This window comes from Streptomyces muensis, assembly GCF_021474425.1.
Taxonomy (GTDB): domain Bacteria; phylum Actinomycetota; class Actinomycetes; order Streptomycetales; family Streptomycetaceae; genus Streptomyces; species Streptomyces muensis.
Genome location: NZ_JAKEIP010000098.1, coordinates 13878 through 29275, shown reverse-complemented (window position 1 = coordinate 29275; position 15398 = coordinate 13878). Strand labels below are relative to the sequence as shown.

Genomic DNA, 15398 nt, shown 5'->3' with positions numbered 1-15398 from the left:
GGCTTCGCGGAGGTGACGACGACCAGCCACAGCGGTACGCCGACGGCCAGGCCGGCGAGCAGCAGGACCAGGGCTGGTCGGCGCGGTCGTTTCTGCTCACACCCTTGGAAGCAGAGGGCAATACCTGATACCTGATGCGCGAATGCCTGAATACTTCGATTTGCCCGTTGTAAAGAGAATGTTTGAGCGAGGTCATCACCGCGTCCGCCCGCTGTCACAGGCGTGTCACAGGCGGAGTCCCGTACCGACACCGCCTCCGGTTGTGGTTGGTGTGCGCCGGGATCATGCTGGTCAGGGGGTGCTGCCGGCACGGAAGCGGTGAACGGCGAGAGGAGCGGTGATGGCGCGTCCTTCCTCCCGTTCCGGCGAATGGGCGCGGGCGAGCGTCGCGCCGCAGGAGCCGTGCACGGCCACCGTGGACGAGCGGGGCATCGTGACGGGATGGAGCGAGGGAGCCGGGCGGCTGCTGGGCTACGGACCGGCCGAGGTGGTGGGGCACCCGGCGGCCCGGCTGGTGGCCGATGACGTCGAGGAACGGGTACGGCGGGTCGCGGCCGGCCGTCGCGGCTGGAGCGGCTCGGCGGTGCTACGGCATCGGGACGGGCGGCAGCTGCCGCGGCGGCTGCTGGCGCACCGGCGGGCCTCCGGTGGCGCGGCGGCCGAGTGGCTGGTGGTGGCGGGAGCGGCCGGGGGGCCGTCGTCGCCGGGCGAGGATCTGCCGAAGGACGGGCTGCTCGGGGAGTGGGTGCTGCGCCAACTGCCGTGCAGCGTGGGGGTGTTCGACCGGGAGCTGCGGCTGGTGGCGGCGAACGCCGGCCTGGAGGGCGCGCTGTCGCTGAGCGCGGAGGAGATGCACGGGTGGCGGCTGGCGGAGCTGGCGCCGCATCCGTTGAGCGACCGCGCCGAGGCGGCGATGCGCCTCGTGCTCGAAGGCGGCGGGGTGCAGCATGTCGCGGATGTGCTGGGTCCCGGGGGTGTGGGCGCGGAGGGCGGCTGGCCGGCGTCGCTGGCTCCGCTGAAGGACGCGGAGGGCCGGGTCCGTGCGGTGTGCCTGGTGGCGTACCACACGACGGGCGGCGATCCGGCCCGGCAGCGGATGCTGCTTCAGGCCCTGCCCCGGATCGGCACCACCGAGGACGCCGAGCGCACGGCTCAGGAGCTGGCCGAGGTGGCCGTACCAGCCGTCGCGGACTACGTCGCCGTCGAGGTGCTGGACGCCTTTCGGCGCAGCGGCGAGGCGGACCCCGTGCTGTCGGCCGAGTCGGCGGGACGGGCCGTGCTGAGCCGGGTCGCGGTCCGGTCCGTCCTCGACGACGGCGGCGTCCGCGTCACGCCGGGAGAGTCGGTGCGCTACCCGGCGCTCTCACCGGTGACCCGGTGCCTGGTCGAGGGGCAGGCGGCCGTGTACGGGGTGGGCGAACCGGCCGTCGCGCGCTGGGCCGAGGAGGACCCGCAGGCCGCCTGGATCGGCCGGGCTCGGGTGCACTCGGTGATGGTGGTGCCGTTGCGCGCGCAGGGCGGCGGCATGCTCGGTGCGGTGCTGCTGGGCCGGCACCGGCGCCGGGAGCCGTTCGACACGGACGACAAGTGGCTGGCCGAACAGCTCGCGGGCGCGGCGGCCGAGGGCATCCGGCGGGCCCGGCAGCGCGGCCGGGAACGCACCACCACGATGACCCTCCAGCGCAGCCTGCTCCCGCAGACCCTGCCCGACCAGCACGCGCTGGACGTAGCCACCCGCTATCTCCCGGCCGGCGGCCGGGCCGGGGTGGGCGGCGACTGGTTCGACGTGATCCCGCTGTCGGGCGCCCGGGTCGCCCTGGTCGTGGGCGACGTGGTCGGCCACGGCGTCCGGGCGGCGGCGACCATGGGGAGGGTACGTACGGCGGTGCGCACCCTGGCCGACGTCGATCTGCCGCCCGACGAACTGCTCACCCACCTCGACGATCTCGTGGTGCACCTGTCCGCCGAGGAGGCCGGGCCGCAGGAGGCCCAGGAGGGCGCCGCGGGCATCGGCACCACCTGTCTGTACGCGGTCTACGACCCCATCTCCCGCCGCCTCGCCCTGGCGCGGGCCGGCCATCCCCCGCCCGCCGTGGTCGCCCCCGACGGCGCGGTGCGCTTCCTCGACGTGCCGCCCGGCCCGCCGCTGGGCCTCGGCGGCCTGCCGTTCGAGACCGTCGAGACCGAACTGGCCGAGGGCAGCCTGATCGCGCTGTACACCGACGGTCTGCTCGAAGCCCGCGATCACGACATCGACGAGGCGCTGGACAAGATGTTCGCCACCCTCGCCCGCCCCGCACCGACGCCGGACACGGTCTGCGACCGGCTCCTCGCCGCCATGCTGACCCACCCGCCGGACGACGACATCGCCCTGCTCGCCGCCCGCACCCGCTGCCTCGGCGCCGACCGGGTCGCCACCTGGGAGCTGGACTTCGAACCCACGGTCGTCGCTCGGGCCCGTCGGCTGGCCGCCGACCAGCTGGCCGCCTGGCAGCTGGACGAGGCCGGGTTCATCACTGAACTCGTGGTGAGCGAGCTGGTCACCAACGCCCTGCGCTACGGCCGCCGGCCCGTCCGGCTGCGCCTGATCCACGAGGGCCGCACCCTGATCAGCGAGGTCTTCGACTCCAGCAGCACGGCCCCGCACCTGCGCCGCGCCAGGGTCTTCGACGAGGGAGGGCGGGGCCTGCTGCTGGTCGGCCAGCTCGCCCAGCGCTGGGGCACTCGGCACGAGCCCACCGGCAAGACGGTCTGGGCCGAACAGTTCCTCAACTCGGCCTGACCTGGGGAAATCGGGGCAGCTCGGGGGAGCTCGGGGGTGATGGCGAGGTCCGGTGCCCGACGGTCGGCGCATGGGGTGCTCCGCAGCGGATCGGTGGGTTCGGGGTGCCACGTGGGGGTGCGTGGAGGCTGCGTCGGCCGCGCCGGGGGCGATCGAGCGGGGGTGGGCTATCTGGGCGAGGCGTCGCTGCCAGGGCTGGGTGGACATGAGCGGTGGTTCCTTTCGGGAAGGCGGGAAAGGGTGACGGGGTGAAGGTCTCAGTGCCTTCACCCCGTCAGAGTGGGTGGACTTACGCGGCCGGGGCGGGCTCGTCGACCAGGACCTCCGGCTCGGGCTGCGCGTCGGGCTGGGGCTGCACCTCGGTGCCCTGCTCGGTCGTGTCGGTCGTGCCGTCGCCGGTCTGGGTACCGTCCTCGGTGCCGGTCTCGGTGCCCTGCTCGGTGCCGGTGCCGTTCTCGGTGCCCTGGTCAGTCGTGCCGTCGCCGGTCTCCGTGTCGGTCCCGTTGTCGGTGCCGTTCTCGGTGTCGGTCCCGTTCTCGGTGTCGGTGCCGTTCTCGGTGCCCTGCTCGGTCGTGCCGTCCCCGGTCTCAGTGCCGCCCTCGGTCCCTTCCCCGTGCTCGCCGTTCTCCCCGTTCTTGTGCTTGTCCTTCACCTCGCGCTCGTCCTTCCAGTGGTCCTTGTCCTCCCAGAAGTGCAGGTGGATCTCGACCTTCCACTCGTTGTAGTGCTTCTCGAAGTAGTGGAAGTCCTTGTGGCTGTCCCAGAAGTAGCGCTTGACGTGCTTGATCACCACGAAGTAGCACTCGTACTTCTCCGACCAGTAGAACTTCTGGCCGCCCGCCCAGCAGTAGTCCTTCTTCCACTTGTCGTGGCCCTTGCCCTTGCCCTTGCGGTCCTTGTCCTTGCGATCCTTGAAGTGCTCCTTGTGGTCATCGCTCCAGCAGTAGATCTTCTTGTGCTTGTTCTTGCGCTTGTCCTTGTCTCCGCCCCGGTCCCCGTCTCCGTCCTTGCCCTTATCGTTGTCGCTGTCGTTGCCCTTGGCCTGGGGCGCCACGGCTGCGGCCGACTCGGAGGACATCGGGGCCGCCGTCGCGGCGGTGGCCGGCAGGATGACGCCTCCGGTGACGACCGCGGCCGACACCGCCGCCATGGTCAGGCCCAGACGGCGCTTGGAACGGACGTTCTCGCGAGTGCGGGTGGCAGAGTTCATGATTCCCTCAGGAGTGAATGGCCCTTGGCGGTGCCCCGGTGCCTCGTTCGATCCGGCGTTTCCGGTGAGGCGCACTTCCAGTAGGCCCGTTTCATCCCGCTTGGTCATGTTCCGAGGGTTCGGGGCTTGACGGACCCGAAGTGGCGGGGTACAAGCGCGTCCGGTCAGCGACCGGGGCGGCGGTCAAAGACGGGCCGGGCCCACTGCGGCGGGTGAGGGAGCGGCCCCACCGCCCGGTCCACCTGGGTCGGCGGATGCGTGTCCGCCTCCGACTTCGGCTCCCGCTCGGCGTCCCGCGCCGACCTGCGCAGCGCCGCCACGAAGTCCAGGCAGGAGTCGTAGCGGTCCTCGGGGACCTTGGCCAGGGCCCGTGCCACGACCTCGTCCATCTCCGCCGGAGTCCCCGGCCGCCTCTCGCTCAGGGCGGGCGGCTGGTCGTACTGGTGGGCCCACAGCAGTTCCATGCTGTCGTCGCGCTGGAAGGGCGGCCCGCCCGCGAGCGTCTCGTAGACGACGCAGGCGAGGCTGTACAGATCGCACCTGCCGTCCACCGGTCGCCCGGCGATCTGCTCCGGTGCCACATAGTCGAGCGTGCCGACGAACTCGCCCACGGACGTGAGCCCGGTCAGCGACAGCGACTTCTTCGTCAGCCCGAAATCCGTGAGATAGACGTGCTCCGGGTGATCACTGTCCGTCCCCCGGGCCACCAGCACATTGCCGGGTTTCACATCCCGGTGCACCAGATCGTGTTCATGGGCCGCGTCCAGGGCGGACGCCACCTGCGCGGCGATGCGTACGGCCGTCGCGACCGGCAGGGGTCCGTCCCGGTCGAGCAGGGCCCGCAGATCCAGCCCCGGGACGTACCGCATGGCGATGTACAGAACGCCTTCCGTCTCGCCGGCCTCGAAGATCGGCACGATGTGCGGGTGGTCGAGCGCCGCGGCCGCCCGTTGCTCGTGGGCGAAGCGGCGGCGGAAGGTGTCATTGCGGACCATGTCCGGGGTCAGCAGCTTCAGCGCCACCGTGCGTTCCAGACGCAGATCCCTCGCCCGGTACACCACGGCCATGCCCCCACGACCGAGCTCGCACTCCACCTGGTAGCCCGCGATCCGCTCCCCGACCAGTCCCGCACCCATCGCGTGCCCCCAGGCGGCACATCACCGCATCAGACAAACGCCCCTTACAGGGACAAATTATCCAGCGGATCCGCTCGCCGGGCCACACCCCTCGAGAGAAGACAGAGAAGACGCGGCCCGCTCCATCACCTGCTCGAAAAGCCGCTCCGCCTCGTCGACCGCCGGACTCAGCCCCTCGCCAGACGCCTGGCCCAGCGACCCGATGACATCGTCGACGCCCCGCAACCCCGCCCGCTCCAGCAGCCGCTTCTCGTTCGTCACCCATTCCCCGCGCGCCGCCAGCACGGCGTGCCCGGTCTGCGCGGCGGCCGTGGCGAGGGCACCCGCGACCTCACTGAGGCGGCCGGCCGGAGCATGGTTGGCCCGCGCGTAGGCGAGAGTGGCCCGGGCGGTGCCGTACCAACGCTCGCTCGCGGTGCGACGCAGCCGCTCGGGATAGGCGGCCGGCCTCGGCAGCTCCCCCCGCAGCACCCGGTTGATCGCCAACTCGGCCACCACCAGATAGCTGGGAATCCCCGCGAGATGGAACATCAACGGCTCCACCCGGAACCGCCCCTCCTCCGCCTCCGCCAACTCCCGCTCCACCACGTCGAGATCGCGGTAGTGAACGTCCACACGCCGCCCCTCGACCGTCAGCCACGCTCCCCCGTTGAAGACACCACCGCCCCACCCGCCGACCTCCGACACCTCACCCACCCAGCCGACGGCACGAAGATCCTCCGGGTCGAAGGGACCCCGGTAGTAGACGGCCAGGTCCCAGTCACTGTCCGGCCTGTGACTGCCCTGCGCCCGGGATCCACCGAGGGCGACGGCCTGAACGGTGGGGAGGGAGGCGAGGCGGTCGGCGGTGGTGTCCAGGAAGACGGAGTCTGGGAGGTCGGAGTCCGGAAGGGCGGAGTCTGGGAGGGCAGCCATACGCGCAGCGTAGGGAAATTCGGATGCGTACGTGGGGTCAGGCCCCGGATGATCGGCAAGTTGTGGCTCCACGACTCAAGTTGAGACCACACCACTCCACACCTCCCAGGCACCCCCAGGAGCCCCCATGATCCGGCGAGTCACCTCCCCGACCCTCTTCCCTCCCCCCACCTACTCCCACGCCTCCGTCGTGGACGCCGGCACAAGGCTCGCCTTCCTCGCGGGTTCCGTGCCGCTGGACGGTGACGGGAACCTCGTCGGCGAGGGAGACCCCGTACGGCAGGCCGAGCAGGTGATCGCCAACCTGGAGGAGCAACTGCGGGCGGTCGGCAGCGACTTGGCGCACGTGCTGTCGACCGACGTGTACGTCGTGAGCGGCGACACCGCCGTGCTGTCCGCCGTCTGGGAGGTCGTCGAGGCATCGGGACTGAGCGCCGGTCCCCACTCGTCGACGCTCCTGGGCGTGGCCTGCCTCGGCTACACGGGGCAGCTGGTGGAGATCACGGCCACGGCCGCCGTTCCCGACAAGCCGGCCGGAGAGCCGCGGCCATGACACCGGTCGTGCTCCGCCGCGCCACCGCGTCCGACGCCAGTGCCGCCGCCGACGTCTGGCTGCGGTCGTTCGCCGCCGCCCTGCCGACGGTCGTCCGGCCGCACTCCGACGACGCCGTGCGGACCTACTTCCGGGAGGTGGTGATCCCCCTCAGGGAGACCTGGGTCGCCGAAGCCACCGAGGCCACCGCCAGCATCAGCGGCGTCATCGGCCTCATGGTCCTCGACCACGACCAGCTCTCCCAGCTCTACCTCGCCCCCGACCACCGGGGCCAAGGCATCGGCGACCGTTTCGTCGACTTGGCCAAGCGCCGCAGACCCGGCGGGCTGAGCCTGTGGACCTTCCAGGTCAACAGGTCCGCCCACCGCTTCTACGAGCGCCACGGCTTCGTCGCCGTCGAGTACACGGACGGCAGCGGGAACGAGGAGCGGGAGCCCGACGTGCGGTACGTCTGGCGTCCCGGCCAGGGGTGATCACCCCGGCGTCCGGCCCCACTCCCGCCGCTTCGGCAACGGCTTCGCATAGGTCCCGGCCCGGCTCGTCGTCAGCCCCAGCCCCACCAGTGACTCGGCGAGCTTGACGGCCGCCCCCACCCCGTCGACCACCGGAACCCCCAGCTTCTCCCCCACGGTCCGCTGCAGACCGGTCATCCCGGCACAGCCCAGCACCAGCACCTCGGCACCGGCGTCCCGCGCACGCTCGGCGGCCGCCAGAAAGGCGGACTCGGTACGCTCACCGTCCTCCAGTTCCAGCACGCCCAGCCCCGTACCGACCACGGCGACGCAGTTGCGGCCCACGCCGGCGGTCTCCAGGCTGTCCTCGATCTGCCCGCACGACCGCTCCAGCGTGGTCACCACGCCGTAGCGCCGCCCGAGCAGACAGGCCAGATGCGCGGCGGCCTCGGTGATGTCGACGACCGGTACGTCCACCAGCTCCCGTACGCCCTCCCTTCCGTGCTCCCCGAAGCCGGCCATGACGACCGCGTCGTACTCGGGACCCTCGTACGTCCGCAGCGCGTCCATCACGGCGGCCGCCGAGAGGTAGCTGTCGAGCCAGCCCTCCGCCGACTCCGGCCCCCACGCGGGGGTCAGTCCGAGCACGGTGGTGCCCGGGCCTGCGGCGACCCGGGCACCTCGTACGATCTCCTCGGTCATCTCCTGCGTGGTGTTGCAGTTGGTGACGACGATCCGCACGTCCTTCAGACCTCCCGCGTCACGGACTCGGCGGTGGACTCGGTGACGGAGTCGGCGGCGGACTCGGCGCGCTCACCGCGGCACAGCAGCAGGTACAGGCCCGCAGCCATCGCCGTCCCGATGAACCAGGAGTACGGCGACACATCGCTGAACGCCTTCACCAGTGCCAGCACCGCCGCGACCCCCGCCGACGGCAGGAACGCCCACAGCGCCTTGGGGTTGACGCCCTTGCGGTAGTAGTAGCGCGAGCCGGGCTCGGCGGAGAAGAGTTCCGCGACGTCCACCCGGCCGCGCTTGACGAGGTAGTAGTCGACCATGATCACGCCGAACAGCGGGCCCAGGAAGGCGCCAAGGCCGCCCAGGAAGTAGTTGACGACCGTCGGGTTGGAGAACAGGTTCCAGGGGGTGACGACCAGCGCCGCCACGGTGCTGATCATGCCGCCGACTTTGAAGGTGATCTTCTGCGGCCAGACGTTGGCCAGGTCGTACGCCGGAGAGACGAAGTTGGCGACGATGTTGACGCCCATGGTGGCGATGGCGAACGTCAGGGCGGCCAGCACCAGGACCCAGGTGTTGCCGACCTTCGCCACCAGCTCCGCCGGGTCGGTGATGGCCTCGCCGAACACCTCGAGCGAACCGGCCGTGACGATCACCGAGACGACCACGAACGCCGTCGAGTTGATGGGCAGGCCCCAGAAGTTGCCCTTGCGGACCGTGCGGTAGTCGGGCGCGAAGCGGGAGAAGTCACAGAAGTTGAGCATCAGCGTGCCGTACGTGGCGAGGATCAGGCCGATCGCGCCGAACCACTGCCGCCACTGCTCGCCGACGGAGACCGGGTGCGGGGTGGACGTGAGCGAGATGGTCCAGCCGGCCTTGGCCAGGATCCAGACCGCCAGCGCGATCATCACCACCCAGATCGCCGGACCGCAGAAGTCCTGGAACTTGCGCACCGACTCCATGCCCTGGCTGATGATCAACGCCTGGATGAGCCAGAGGGAGAGGAAGGAGACCCAGCCGAGCGCGTGCAGCCCCAGGAAGGAGCTGTGCGTCCAGGACTCCAGGCCCGGCCAGGCGGCCAGCAGCATCACGTTCACGGCGACCGAGGCCAGGTACGTCTGGATGCCGTACCACATGATGGCGATCACGGCCCTGATCAGCGCCGGGATGTTGGCGCCCCAGACGCCGAAGCTGATGCGGCTGACGACCGGGAACGGGACGCCGTGGCGCTGGCCGATCTTCCCCATCCAGTTCATGCCGATGTAGATGATCACGAAGCCGACGAGCAGGGACGTGAAGACCTGCCACACGTTCATGCCGAGGACCAGCAGGCCGGCCGCGAAGGTGTAGTTGCCGAGGTTGTGGACGTCGGACATCCACAGCGCGAAGAGGTCGAAGACCTTCCAGTTGCGCTTGCCCGCGGGAGCGAGGTCTTCGTTGGTGAGCCTGGGATCGGGGACGAACGCTGGTGTGCCGGTGACTTCGGCACGGTCGGCGAGGGACACGGGGCCTCCAGGAGCCAGGGGACGGAGGACTGCTTGTGGAGGTGCCGCCCACACTACGGCGGCGTTTGGTATACCAAACTGCGGACATGGTCCTCCCGTCAACAGTTCTGACGGATGTCGCTCTTGTTAACGCTCCGTAAAACACGCCCCGGGTCCGCCAAAATGGCCCCATGAGCTCCACGACGAAGATCGAACCCATCGGCGCGGTACGCGAACGCGTGCTGGCGACCCTGCGGCAGGACATCATCGCCGGGCGCCTGCGGCCAGGAGACCGGCTCGTCGAGCGGGAGCTGGCCGAGCGCCTGGGGGTCTCGCGCGTTCCGGTCCGAGAGGCGATCCGCGCCCTGGTCGTCGAGGGGTTCGTCCACTTCGAGTCGGCACGCCGTACGGTCGTACGCCGGCTGACCCCGGCCGACGTCAAGGAGCTCTTCGAACTGCGCGAGGCGCTGGAGGTCTACGCGGCCGGACTCGCCGCGTCACGGGCGACCCCGGAGGACCTCGCCGAGGTCGAGCGGCTCCTCGACCAGGCGGCCACCGCGACCGAGGCCGGGGACGCGGAGACCATCACCGACGTCAACAGCCGACTGCACGACCGCATCGTCGCCATGGCCGGCAACAACCTGCTGACAGAGGCCCTGGAACCGGTCGCCGGGCGACTGCGCTGGATGACCCGACGGAACGAGGAGTGGCCCCAACTCCTCGTGGAACACCGCGAGTTGTACGAGGCCATCGCCTCCGGCGACCCGGCACGGGCCCGGTCGCACGCGCTGGCCCACGTGCAGACCAACTACCGCTCGACGATGCGGCAGCTGTTCGGGGAGGAGACCGGTCAACCCTCCGTCTGAGCCGGCTCCCGCCTCACGTACCTGTCCGTCGCCGCCACCAGCGCCTCCGCCATGTCCGGCGCCCCCGCGTTGTGCCCCACGTCGTCGACGACGATCAGCTCGCTGCCCGGCCAGGCGTGGTGCAGCCGCCAGACCACGCCCAGCAGGTTGCCGGGGTCGAGGCTGCCCTGGACGAGGGTGCCCGGGATGCCTTCGAGCAGGGGCGCGTCCCGCAGGACGACACCTTCCTCACGGCTCTCCTCCCGGCCCTCGCCGAGGAAGTGACCGTTTCCCCAGTAGTGCGTCACGGTGCGCGCGAAGCCCATGCGGAACACCGGATCCTCGTAGCGCGGGACGGAACGCGGTGGTGCGGCGGCCATGGCCGTCTCCCAGTCGGTCCACGCACGCGCCGCCCGCTCCCGCACCCGAGGGTCGGGCGACTCGATGAGCCGGCTGTACGCGGCGGCGAGGTTCCCCGCACGCTCGGCCTCCGGCACCTCGGCGACGAACCGCTCGAAGGCCTCCGGGAAGAACTGCCCGAGCCCCCTGGTCAGCAGGGCGACCTCGGCGTCCGAACCGGTGGCCACGCCCGTGAGGACGAGCTCGGACACGGAACCGGGATGCGTCTGCGCGTACCGCAGCCCGAGCACCGAGCCCCACGACACACCCCACACCAGCCACCGCTCGATCCCGAGACGCCGCCGCAGCAGCTCCAGATCGGCCATCAGGTGCGCCGTCGTATTGACGCTCATGTCCGTCTCGTACGCGCTCGCGTGCGGCGTCGAACGTCCGCAACCCCGCTGGTCGAGCAGCACGATCCGGTAGGCCTCGGGATCGAACAGCCGCCGGAACCAGGGGTTGCTTCCGGAACCCGGCCCGCCGTGCAGCACCACCGCCGGCTTGCCTCGCGGGTTCCCGCAGGTCTCCCAGTAGACGCGGTTGCCGTCACCGACGTCGAGCATGCCGTGGTCGTACGGTTCGATCTCCGGGTAGAGAGGCATCCGGGCACCGTAACGTCCGTACGGCTGGCCGGTCACCTCAGTTGAGAGAGACCGCTCGGTTGAGAAGGGCCGCTCAGTCGAGAGCGGCCGCGCGCGCCGCCGTGCTCAGCACGTCCCGCAGCATCGCGGGCGTCAGCCTGCCGGTGAAGGTGTTGCGCTGGCTGACGTGGAAGCATCCGAAGAGGTCGAGCCCGCCGAGCCCGCCGCCCCCTTCCAGCGCGACCCGCGCGCCGTGCGCGAACGCCGGGCGCGGCCGGGGCACTCTCCACCCCGCCTCCACCAGCGCCGGCAACGTCGCCTGCCAGCCGAACGCCCCCAGCACCACGATCACCCGCAGCGTCGGCCGCAAGAGGCCCAACTCCCGCACGAGCCAGGACCGGCAGGTCTCCCGCTCGCCCGGCGTGGGCTTGTTCGCGGGCGGAGCGCAATGCACGGGGGCCGTGACTCGTACGCCGTACAGCTCCAGGCCGTCGTCGACGGCGACCGACGTGGGCTGCGAGGCGAGACCCACGTCGTACAGCGCCTGGTACAGCACGTCCCCGGAGCGGTCCCCGGTGAACATCCGGCCCGTCCGGTTGCCGCCGTGGGCCGCCGGGGCGAGCCCGACGATCAGCAGCCGGGCGTCCGGCGGACCGAAGCCGGGCACCGGCCGGCCCCAGTACGTCTGGTCGGCGAACGCGGCCCGCTTGGTGCGGGCCACCTCCTCACGCCAGTCGACGAGACGCGGGCAGGCCCGACAGCCCGCGATCCGTCGGTCGAGGTCAGTGAGGGCATCCACGTCTCCACCGTAGTCACCCTCGACCGGTACGGCCGTCGCGGCCGCGTGCGCGGGCTAAGGTCGAGGCATGGCTTCCGAGGACGACGAGGGCGACAAGGGGACGGCGGGCGGCGCGACCGCGGGTGCGCGCGGCGGCGAGAGCGTACGGATCGACAGCTGGATCTGGTCCGTGCGCCTGGTCAAGACGCGCTCCATGGGCGCCGCCGCCTGCAAGGGCGGCCACGTGCGCGTGAACGGGCACAACGTGAAGCCCTCCCACGCCGTGCGCGTCGGCGACGAGGTGCGGCTGCGGCAGGAGAACCGGGAGCGGATCGTCATCGTCAAGCGGCTCATCAGCAAACGGGTCGGCGCGCCGGTGGCGGTCGAGTGCTACGTCGACAACTCGCCCCCTCCCCCGCCGCGCGAGGCCGTCGCCCCGGCCGGCATCCGCGACCGCGGCACGGGCCGGCCGACCAAGCGGGACCGGCGCGAGATGGAACGCCTGCGCGGCCTCATGGAGGGCGGAACCGGACAGCCGCGCGGGCGGTGACGGACGGCGAGCGGCACAGGGCGGGTGACATACGGCGGTGGCGTCCGGCGAGCCGAAGGGCCCGGGCCGGACGCCACCTCCCGGCGTCGTCATCCGCTCACGCGCGTCGTCGCACCAACCGCAGCAGATCCCCGTTCGAACTCCGCCGTGCCCAGGCGATCAGGGCGAGCGGCACGATCAGGATGAGCGGTGTCGCCGCGTTCTCGCCCTCGTAGGCGGTGATCGTGACGACGAACGCGCCCACCATCAGCGCGCTCAGCGCCATCGCCGCCACCGACTGGAGCACCGGGATCAACAGCGCGATGGCACCGGCCAGTTCGAGCGCGCCGATGGTGTACATCCCCGCGCTGCCCCAGCCGAGCTCGTCGAAGCCCTCGGCGGCCGACGGGTGCGCGATCAGCTTGGGCAGCGCGCTGGCGACGGCGTAGAAGAGAGCGAGCAGTATCTGCAGACCGCGCAGGGCGATTCGGGCGCGGCGGCCTCGCGGGGTCGCGGACTCGGCGATGACGGGGCGGGTGGCGGAGGCGGCGGTCTCGGACATGGGGTCTCCTGTGTTCGGTGGTCCGTGGTGCTGTCACAGGGGTAGACCGGCACGCGTTCCCGAACTCATCGGCGTACGAACGGAATTTCAGCCGCTCTCGTCGAACGGCAGCCACCCGTGCCCGATGTACCAGTGCCCGCCCGCACGCAGATGGTCCCCCACGGCCCGCTCCACCGCCGTACGGCGCGGCAGGCTCTCGACCGGCGACCCCGGGTCGCCGAAGACGAACTGGACCGGCTCGGTGTCCTCCGGCTCCGCGTCCACACAGGCGCCTTTGAACCGGTCCTGGAACCGGACGATGTTGGAGTCCGCCGGCAGATACCGCTTCAACTGCGGGTCGAGCAGCCAGGAGTGGCAGAGCGCGGTCCGGTACGGCTCCTCGGGGAAGTGCCGGGCGAAGAACGCGGCGGCCGACGCGAGGGAGCGGTCGCAGGCGGCCGGTGACAGCGGGCCGAGGAAATCGGGGATGTGCAGGCTCAGACACGGTGTGCCGGACGGCAGGTCCAGCCCGCTCCCCGAGAGCGCCCGCCGGTTCCACGGCCCGTACCGCGTCCGCTCGAACTGGAGCCGGCCGAGCTGGTACAGCTGGCCCCGGAAGTGGTGGGTGAGCCAGCTCGGCGACTGCACCCCGGCCCGGCCGTGCCGCCTGCGGTACACGGCCATGTTCCGCCCGAGGTCGGCGAGGGTGCGCCGGGTGACGTCGGCCGGGACGCCGTGCTCACGGTGATAGGCGCGGGTGTACGGCAGTGTCGCGACGAACACGTACACGGGGAAGCAGCGCTGCAAGGGGCCCGAGGCCCAGTCCAGGTCGGGCAGGTCGACCGGGCCGCCGACCTCGCCCATCCCCCGGACGAGCTCGTCGACGGACCGCTCCAGGAACTGCCGCAGCTCCGGGTCGTCCGTCACCCGCCGACCCATCCGTACGAGGTCGTTGACGTCCTCGTGGGGTACGGCGAGGTCGAGCAGCACTTCGGCCAGTTCATCGGTGTCCGGCAGCACTAGACCCCCTGCGGAAGGAACGAGGAGCGAACGAGGAGTACGTTTCAAGAAGGGAGTGGTGTCCCGATGCGTACAGGCAGTGAGCCTACGACGGCGCGCAGTGCATTGCGGGCCCGTTTCTGGCTGTGCGTGTGGGGTGTGCTCTGGGCGATCTTCGGCACCGCCGCGTTCGCCCTCGCCGGGCGCCCCGGCTGGGCTGCGGCCTGCGGGGTGCTGTGGCTGGTGATCACGATCGACATGACCATGGTCCTACGGCACATCCGCCAGGGCCCGCACTACCAGCCGGGCCGCGACGTACCGCCGTATCTACCGCCCGAGAACCGCCGCCGCTAGGTCCTGGAGCCGTCGCCCCGGCCGCTCACGCTTCGAACCGTGCCGCCTTGAGGTACTGCGGGTTCGGATCGAGCGCTGCGGCCAGCCGGAAGTGACGCTTGGCCTGGCCGCCCCGGCCCTGGCGCTCATAGGTCCGGGCGAGCGCGAAGTGCGCGAACGCGTTGTCCGGCTCGCGTTCCAGGACGATGGTGAACTCCAGCTCGGCGGGTCGCAGTTGCGCGGCGGCGAAGAAGGCGCGGGCGCGCAGCAGCCGGGCGGCGGTGTTCTCCGGGTGCACGGCGATGACCTCGTCGAGCAGCTTCACCGCGCCCCGCGGGTCCCGCGCGGCGAGCAGCTGCTCGGCGGCGCGGTAGTCGATGACATGCGTCTCCGGAGTACGTCCGGTCGAACCGCTGGTCTCGGGCACGGCAATGTCCTTCCCTCACTGGAGGGCTTCAACGCGCGATGATGCCGCGGCTATTCCTGCGACACCAGGGACTACCGGTTCCCCTGTCCCTCATGAGCTCGACGCACGAGCTCGTCCCACACGTCCTTCACACGTCTTTGGAGCTCTTCCAGCGGTACGTCGTTGTCGATGACGATGTCCGCGATCTCCCTGCGCTGCTCACGCGTCGCCTGCGCGGCCATCCGTGCGCGTGCGTCCTGCTCGGTCATGCCACGCAGCCGGACGAGCCGGTCGAGCTGGGTCTCGGGGTCGGCGTCGACGACGACCACGACGTCGTACAGCGGCGCGAGGCCGTTCTCCGTGAGGAGCGGGACGTCGTGCACGACTACGGCGTCCCGGGCGGCGGCCTCTTCGAGTTCGCGGGAGCGGGCGCCGACGAGGGGGTGCACGATCGAGTTCAGCACGGCGAGCCGGTCGGGGTCGGCGAAGACGATCGAGCCCAGCTTGGGCCGGTCGAGGCTGCCGTCCGCGGCGAGGACGTCCTCGCCGAACGCCTCGACGACTGCGGCGAGCCCTGCCGTACCGGGCGCGACGACCTCGCGGGCGATCCGGTCCGCGTCGATCAGCACGGCCCCGTGCTCCACGAGCAGCCGTGACACCTCGCTCTTACCGGCACCGATGCCCCCGGTCAGGCCCACCTTCAGCATGCCCCGAAGC

General features: G+C 71.1%; 17 protein-coding genes. 6 read left to right on the top strand and 11 right to left on the bottom strand.

Annotated features, from left to right (window positions below):
- The first annotated feature begins 340 nt into the window (after positions 1-340).
- On the top strand, positions 341-2782 hold the full coding sequence (locus L0P92_RS22800) for a SpoIIE family protein phosphatase (protein WP_234764680.1): 2442 nt from the start codon (positions 341-343) through the stop codon (positions 2780-2782).
- Between the two features lie 289 nt (positions 2783-3071).
- On the opposite strand, the gene L0P92_RS22795 is transcribed toward L0P92_RS22800, so the two are convergent.
- The 3 genes from L0P92_RS22795 to L0P92_RS22785 form a co-directional block, all read right to left on the bottom strand.
- The gene (locus L0P92_RS22795; protein ID WP_234764679.1) at positions 3072-3992 is read right to left on the bottom strand and encodes a hypothetical protein; all 921 of its coding nucleotides are present in this window, start codon (positions 3990-3992) and stop codon (positions 3072-3074) included.
- 164 nt (positions 3993-4156) lie between these two features.
- Positions 4157-5128, bottom strand: a complete 972-nt coding sequence (locus L0P92_RS22790; RefSeq protein ID WP_234764678.1) for a serine/threonine-protein kinase — start codon at positions 5126-5128, stop codon at positions 4157-4159.
- Between the two features lie 57 nt (positions 5129-5185).
- Positions 5186-6043, bottom strand: a complete 858-nt coding sequence (locus tag L0P92_RS22785; protein ID WP_234764677.1) for a nucleotidyltransferase domain-containing protein — start codon at positions 6041-6043, stop codon at positions 5186-5188.
- A 127-nt stretch (positions 6044-6170) separates the two neighbouring features.
- Between L0P92_RS22785 and L0P92_RS22780 the strand changes: the two genes are divergently transcribed.
- Both L0P92_RS22780 and L0P92_RS22775 read left to right on the top strand, forming a co-directional pair.
- Positions 6171-6596, top strand: coding sequence for a RidA family protein (locus tag L0P92_RS22780; RefSeq protein ID WP_234764676.1), 426 nt, complete (start codon positions 6171-6173; stop codon positions 6594-6596).
- A complete protein-coding gene (locus L0P92_RS22775; protein ID WP_234764675.1) occupies positions 6593-7069 on the top strand; it encodes a GNAT family N-acetyltransferase in 477 nt (158 codons plus the stop codon). Before L0P92_RS22780 ends, L0P92_RS22775 begins: the two co-directional genes overlap by 4 nt.
- On the opposite strand, the gene L0P92_RS22770 is transcribed toward L0P92_RS22775, so the two are convergent.
- A complete protein-coding gene (locus L0P92_RS22770; protein WP_234764674.1) occupies positions 7070-7789 on the bottom strand; it encodes an aspartate/glutamate racemase family protein in 720 nt (239 codons plus the stop codon).
- A gap of 5 nt (positions 7790-7794) precedes the next feature.
- A complete protein-coding gene (locus tag L0P92_RS22765; RefSeq protein WP_234764673.1) occupies positions 7795-9291 on the bottom strand; it encodes an NCS1 family nucleobase:cation symporter-1 in 1497 nt (498 codons plus the stop codon).
- Between the two features lie 170 nt (positions 9292-9461).
- Here L0P92_RS22765 and L0P92_RS22760 point away from each other — a divergent pair, with 170 nt between their 5' ends.
- On the top strand, positions 9462-10136 hold the full coding sequence (locus tag L0P92_RS22760) for a GntR family transcriptional regulator (RefSeq protein ID WP_234764672.1): 675 nt from the start codon (positions 9462-9464) through the stop codon (positions 10134-10136).
- On the opposite strand, the gene pip is transcribed toward L0P92_RS22760, so the two are convergent.
- Positions 10121-11116, bottom strand: a complete 996-nt coding sequence (pip, locus tag L0P92_RS22755) for a prolyl aminopeptidase (protein WP_234764671.1) — start codon at positions 11114-11116, stop codon at positions 10121-10123. The two genes, L0P92_RS22760 and pip, sit on opposite strands and share 16 nt — an antisense overlap.
- A 73-nt stretch (positions 11117-11189) precedes the next feature.
- The gene (locus L0P92_RS22750) at positions 11190-11894 is read right to left on the bottom strand and encodes a uracil-DNA glycosylase (protein ID WP_234764670.1); all 705 of its coding nucleotides are present in this window, start codon (positions 11892-11894) and stop codon (positions 11190-11192) included.
- Between the two features lie 67 nt (positions 11895-11961).
- Between L0P92_RS22750 and L0P92_RS22745 the strand changes: the two genes are divergently transcribed.
- Complete coding sequence (locus L0P92_RS22745; protein WP_234764669.1) at positions 11962-12423, top strand: RNA-binding S4 domain-containing protein; 462 nt, start codon at positions 11962-11964, stop codon at positions 12421-12423.
- A gap of 97 nt (positions 12424-12520) precedes the next feature.
- Here L0P92_RS22745 and L0P92_RS22740 read toward each other — a convergent pair whose 3' ends face one another.
- A complete protein-coding gene (locus L0P92_RS22740) occupies positions 12521-12964 on the bottom strand; it encodes a DoxX family protein (RefSeq protein ID WP_234764668.1) in 444 nt (147 codons plus the stop codon).
- An 87-nt stretch (positions 12965-13051) separates the two neighbouring features.
- Positions 13052-13963 (bottom strand): acyltransferase domain-containing protein, encoded by a 912-nt coding sequence (locus L0P92_RS22735; protein WP_234764667.1) that lies wholly within the window; start codon positions 13961-13963, stop codon positions 13052-13054.
- 66 nt (positions 13964-14029) lie between these two features.
- On the opposite strand from L0P92_RS22735, the gene L0P92_RS22730 reads away from it, so the two are divergent.
- Positions 14030-14296: a DUF6343 family protein gene (locus L0P92_RS22730; protein ID WP_234764666.1), complete on the top strand. Its 267-nt coding sequence runs from the start codon at positions 14030-14032 to the stop codon at positions 14294-14296.
- A 25-nt stretch (positions 14297-14321) separates the two neighbouring features.
- Here the strand turns inward: L0P92_RS22730 and L0P92_RS22725 are convergent, their stop codons facing one another.
- Complete coding sequence (locus L0P92_RS22725) at positions 14322-14702, bottom strand: tetratricopeptide repeat protein (protein ID WP_234764665.1); 381 nt, start codon at positions 14700-14702, stop codon at positions 14322-14324.
- Positions 14703-14773: 71 nt separating this feature from the next.
- Entirely contained in the window at positions 14774-15388 is a 615-nt protein-coding gene (coaE, locus tag L0P92_RS22720; protein ID WP_234764664.1) for a dephospho-CoA kinase, read from the bottom strand.
- Between the last annotated feature and the right edge of the window lie 10 nt (positions 15389-15398).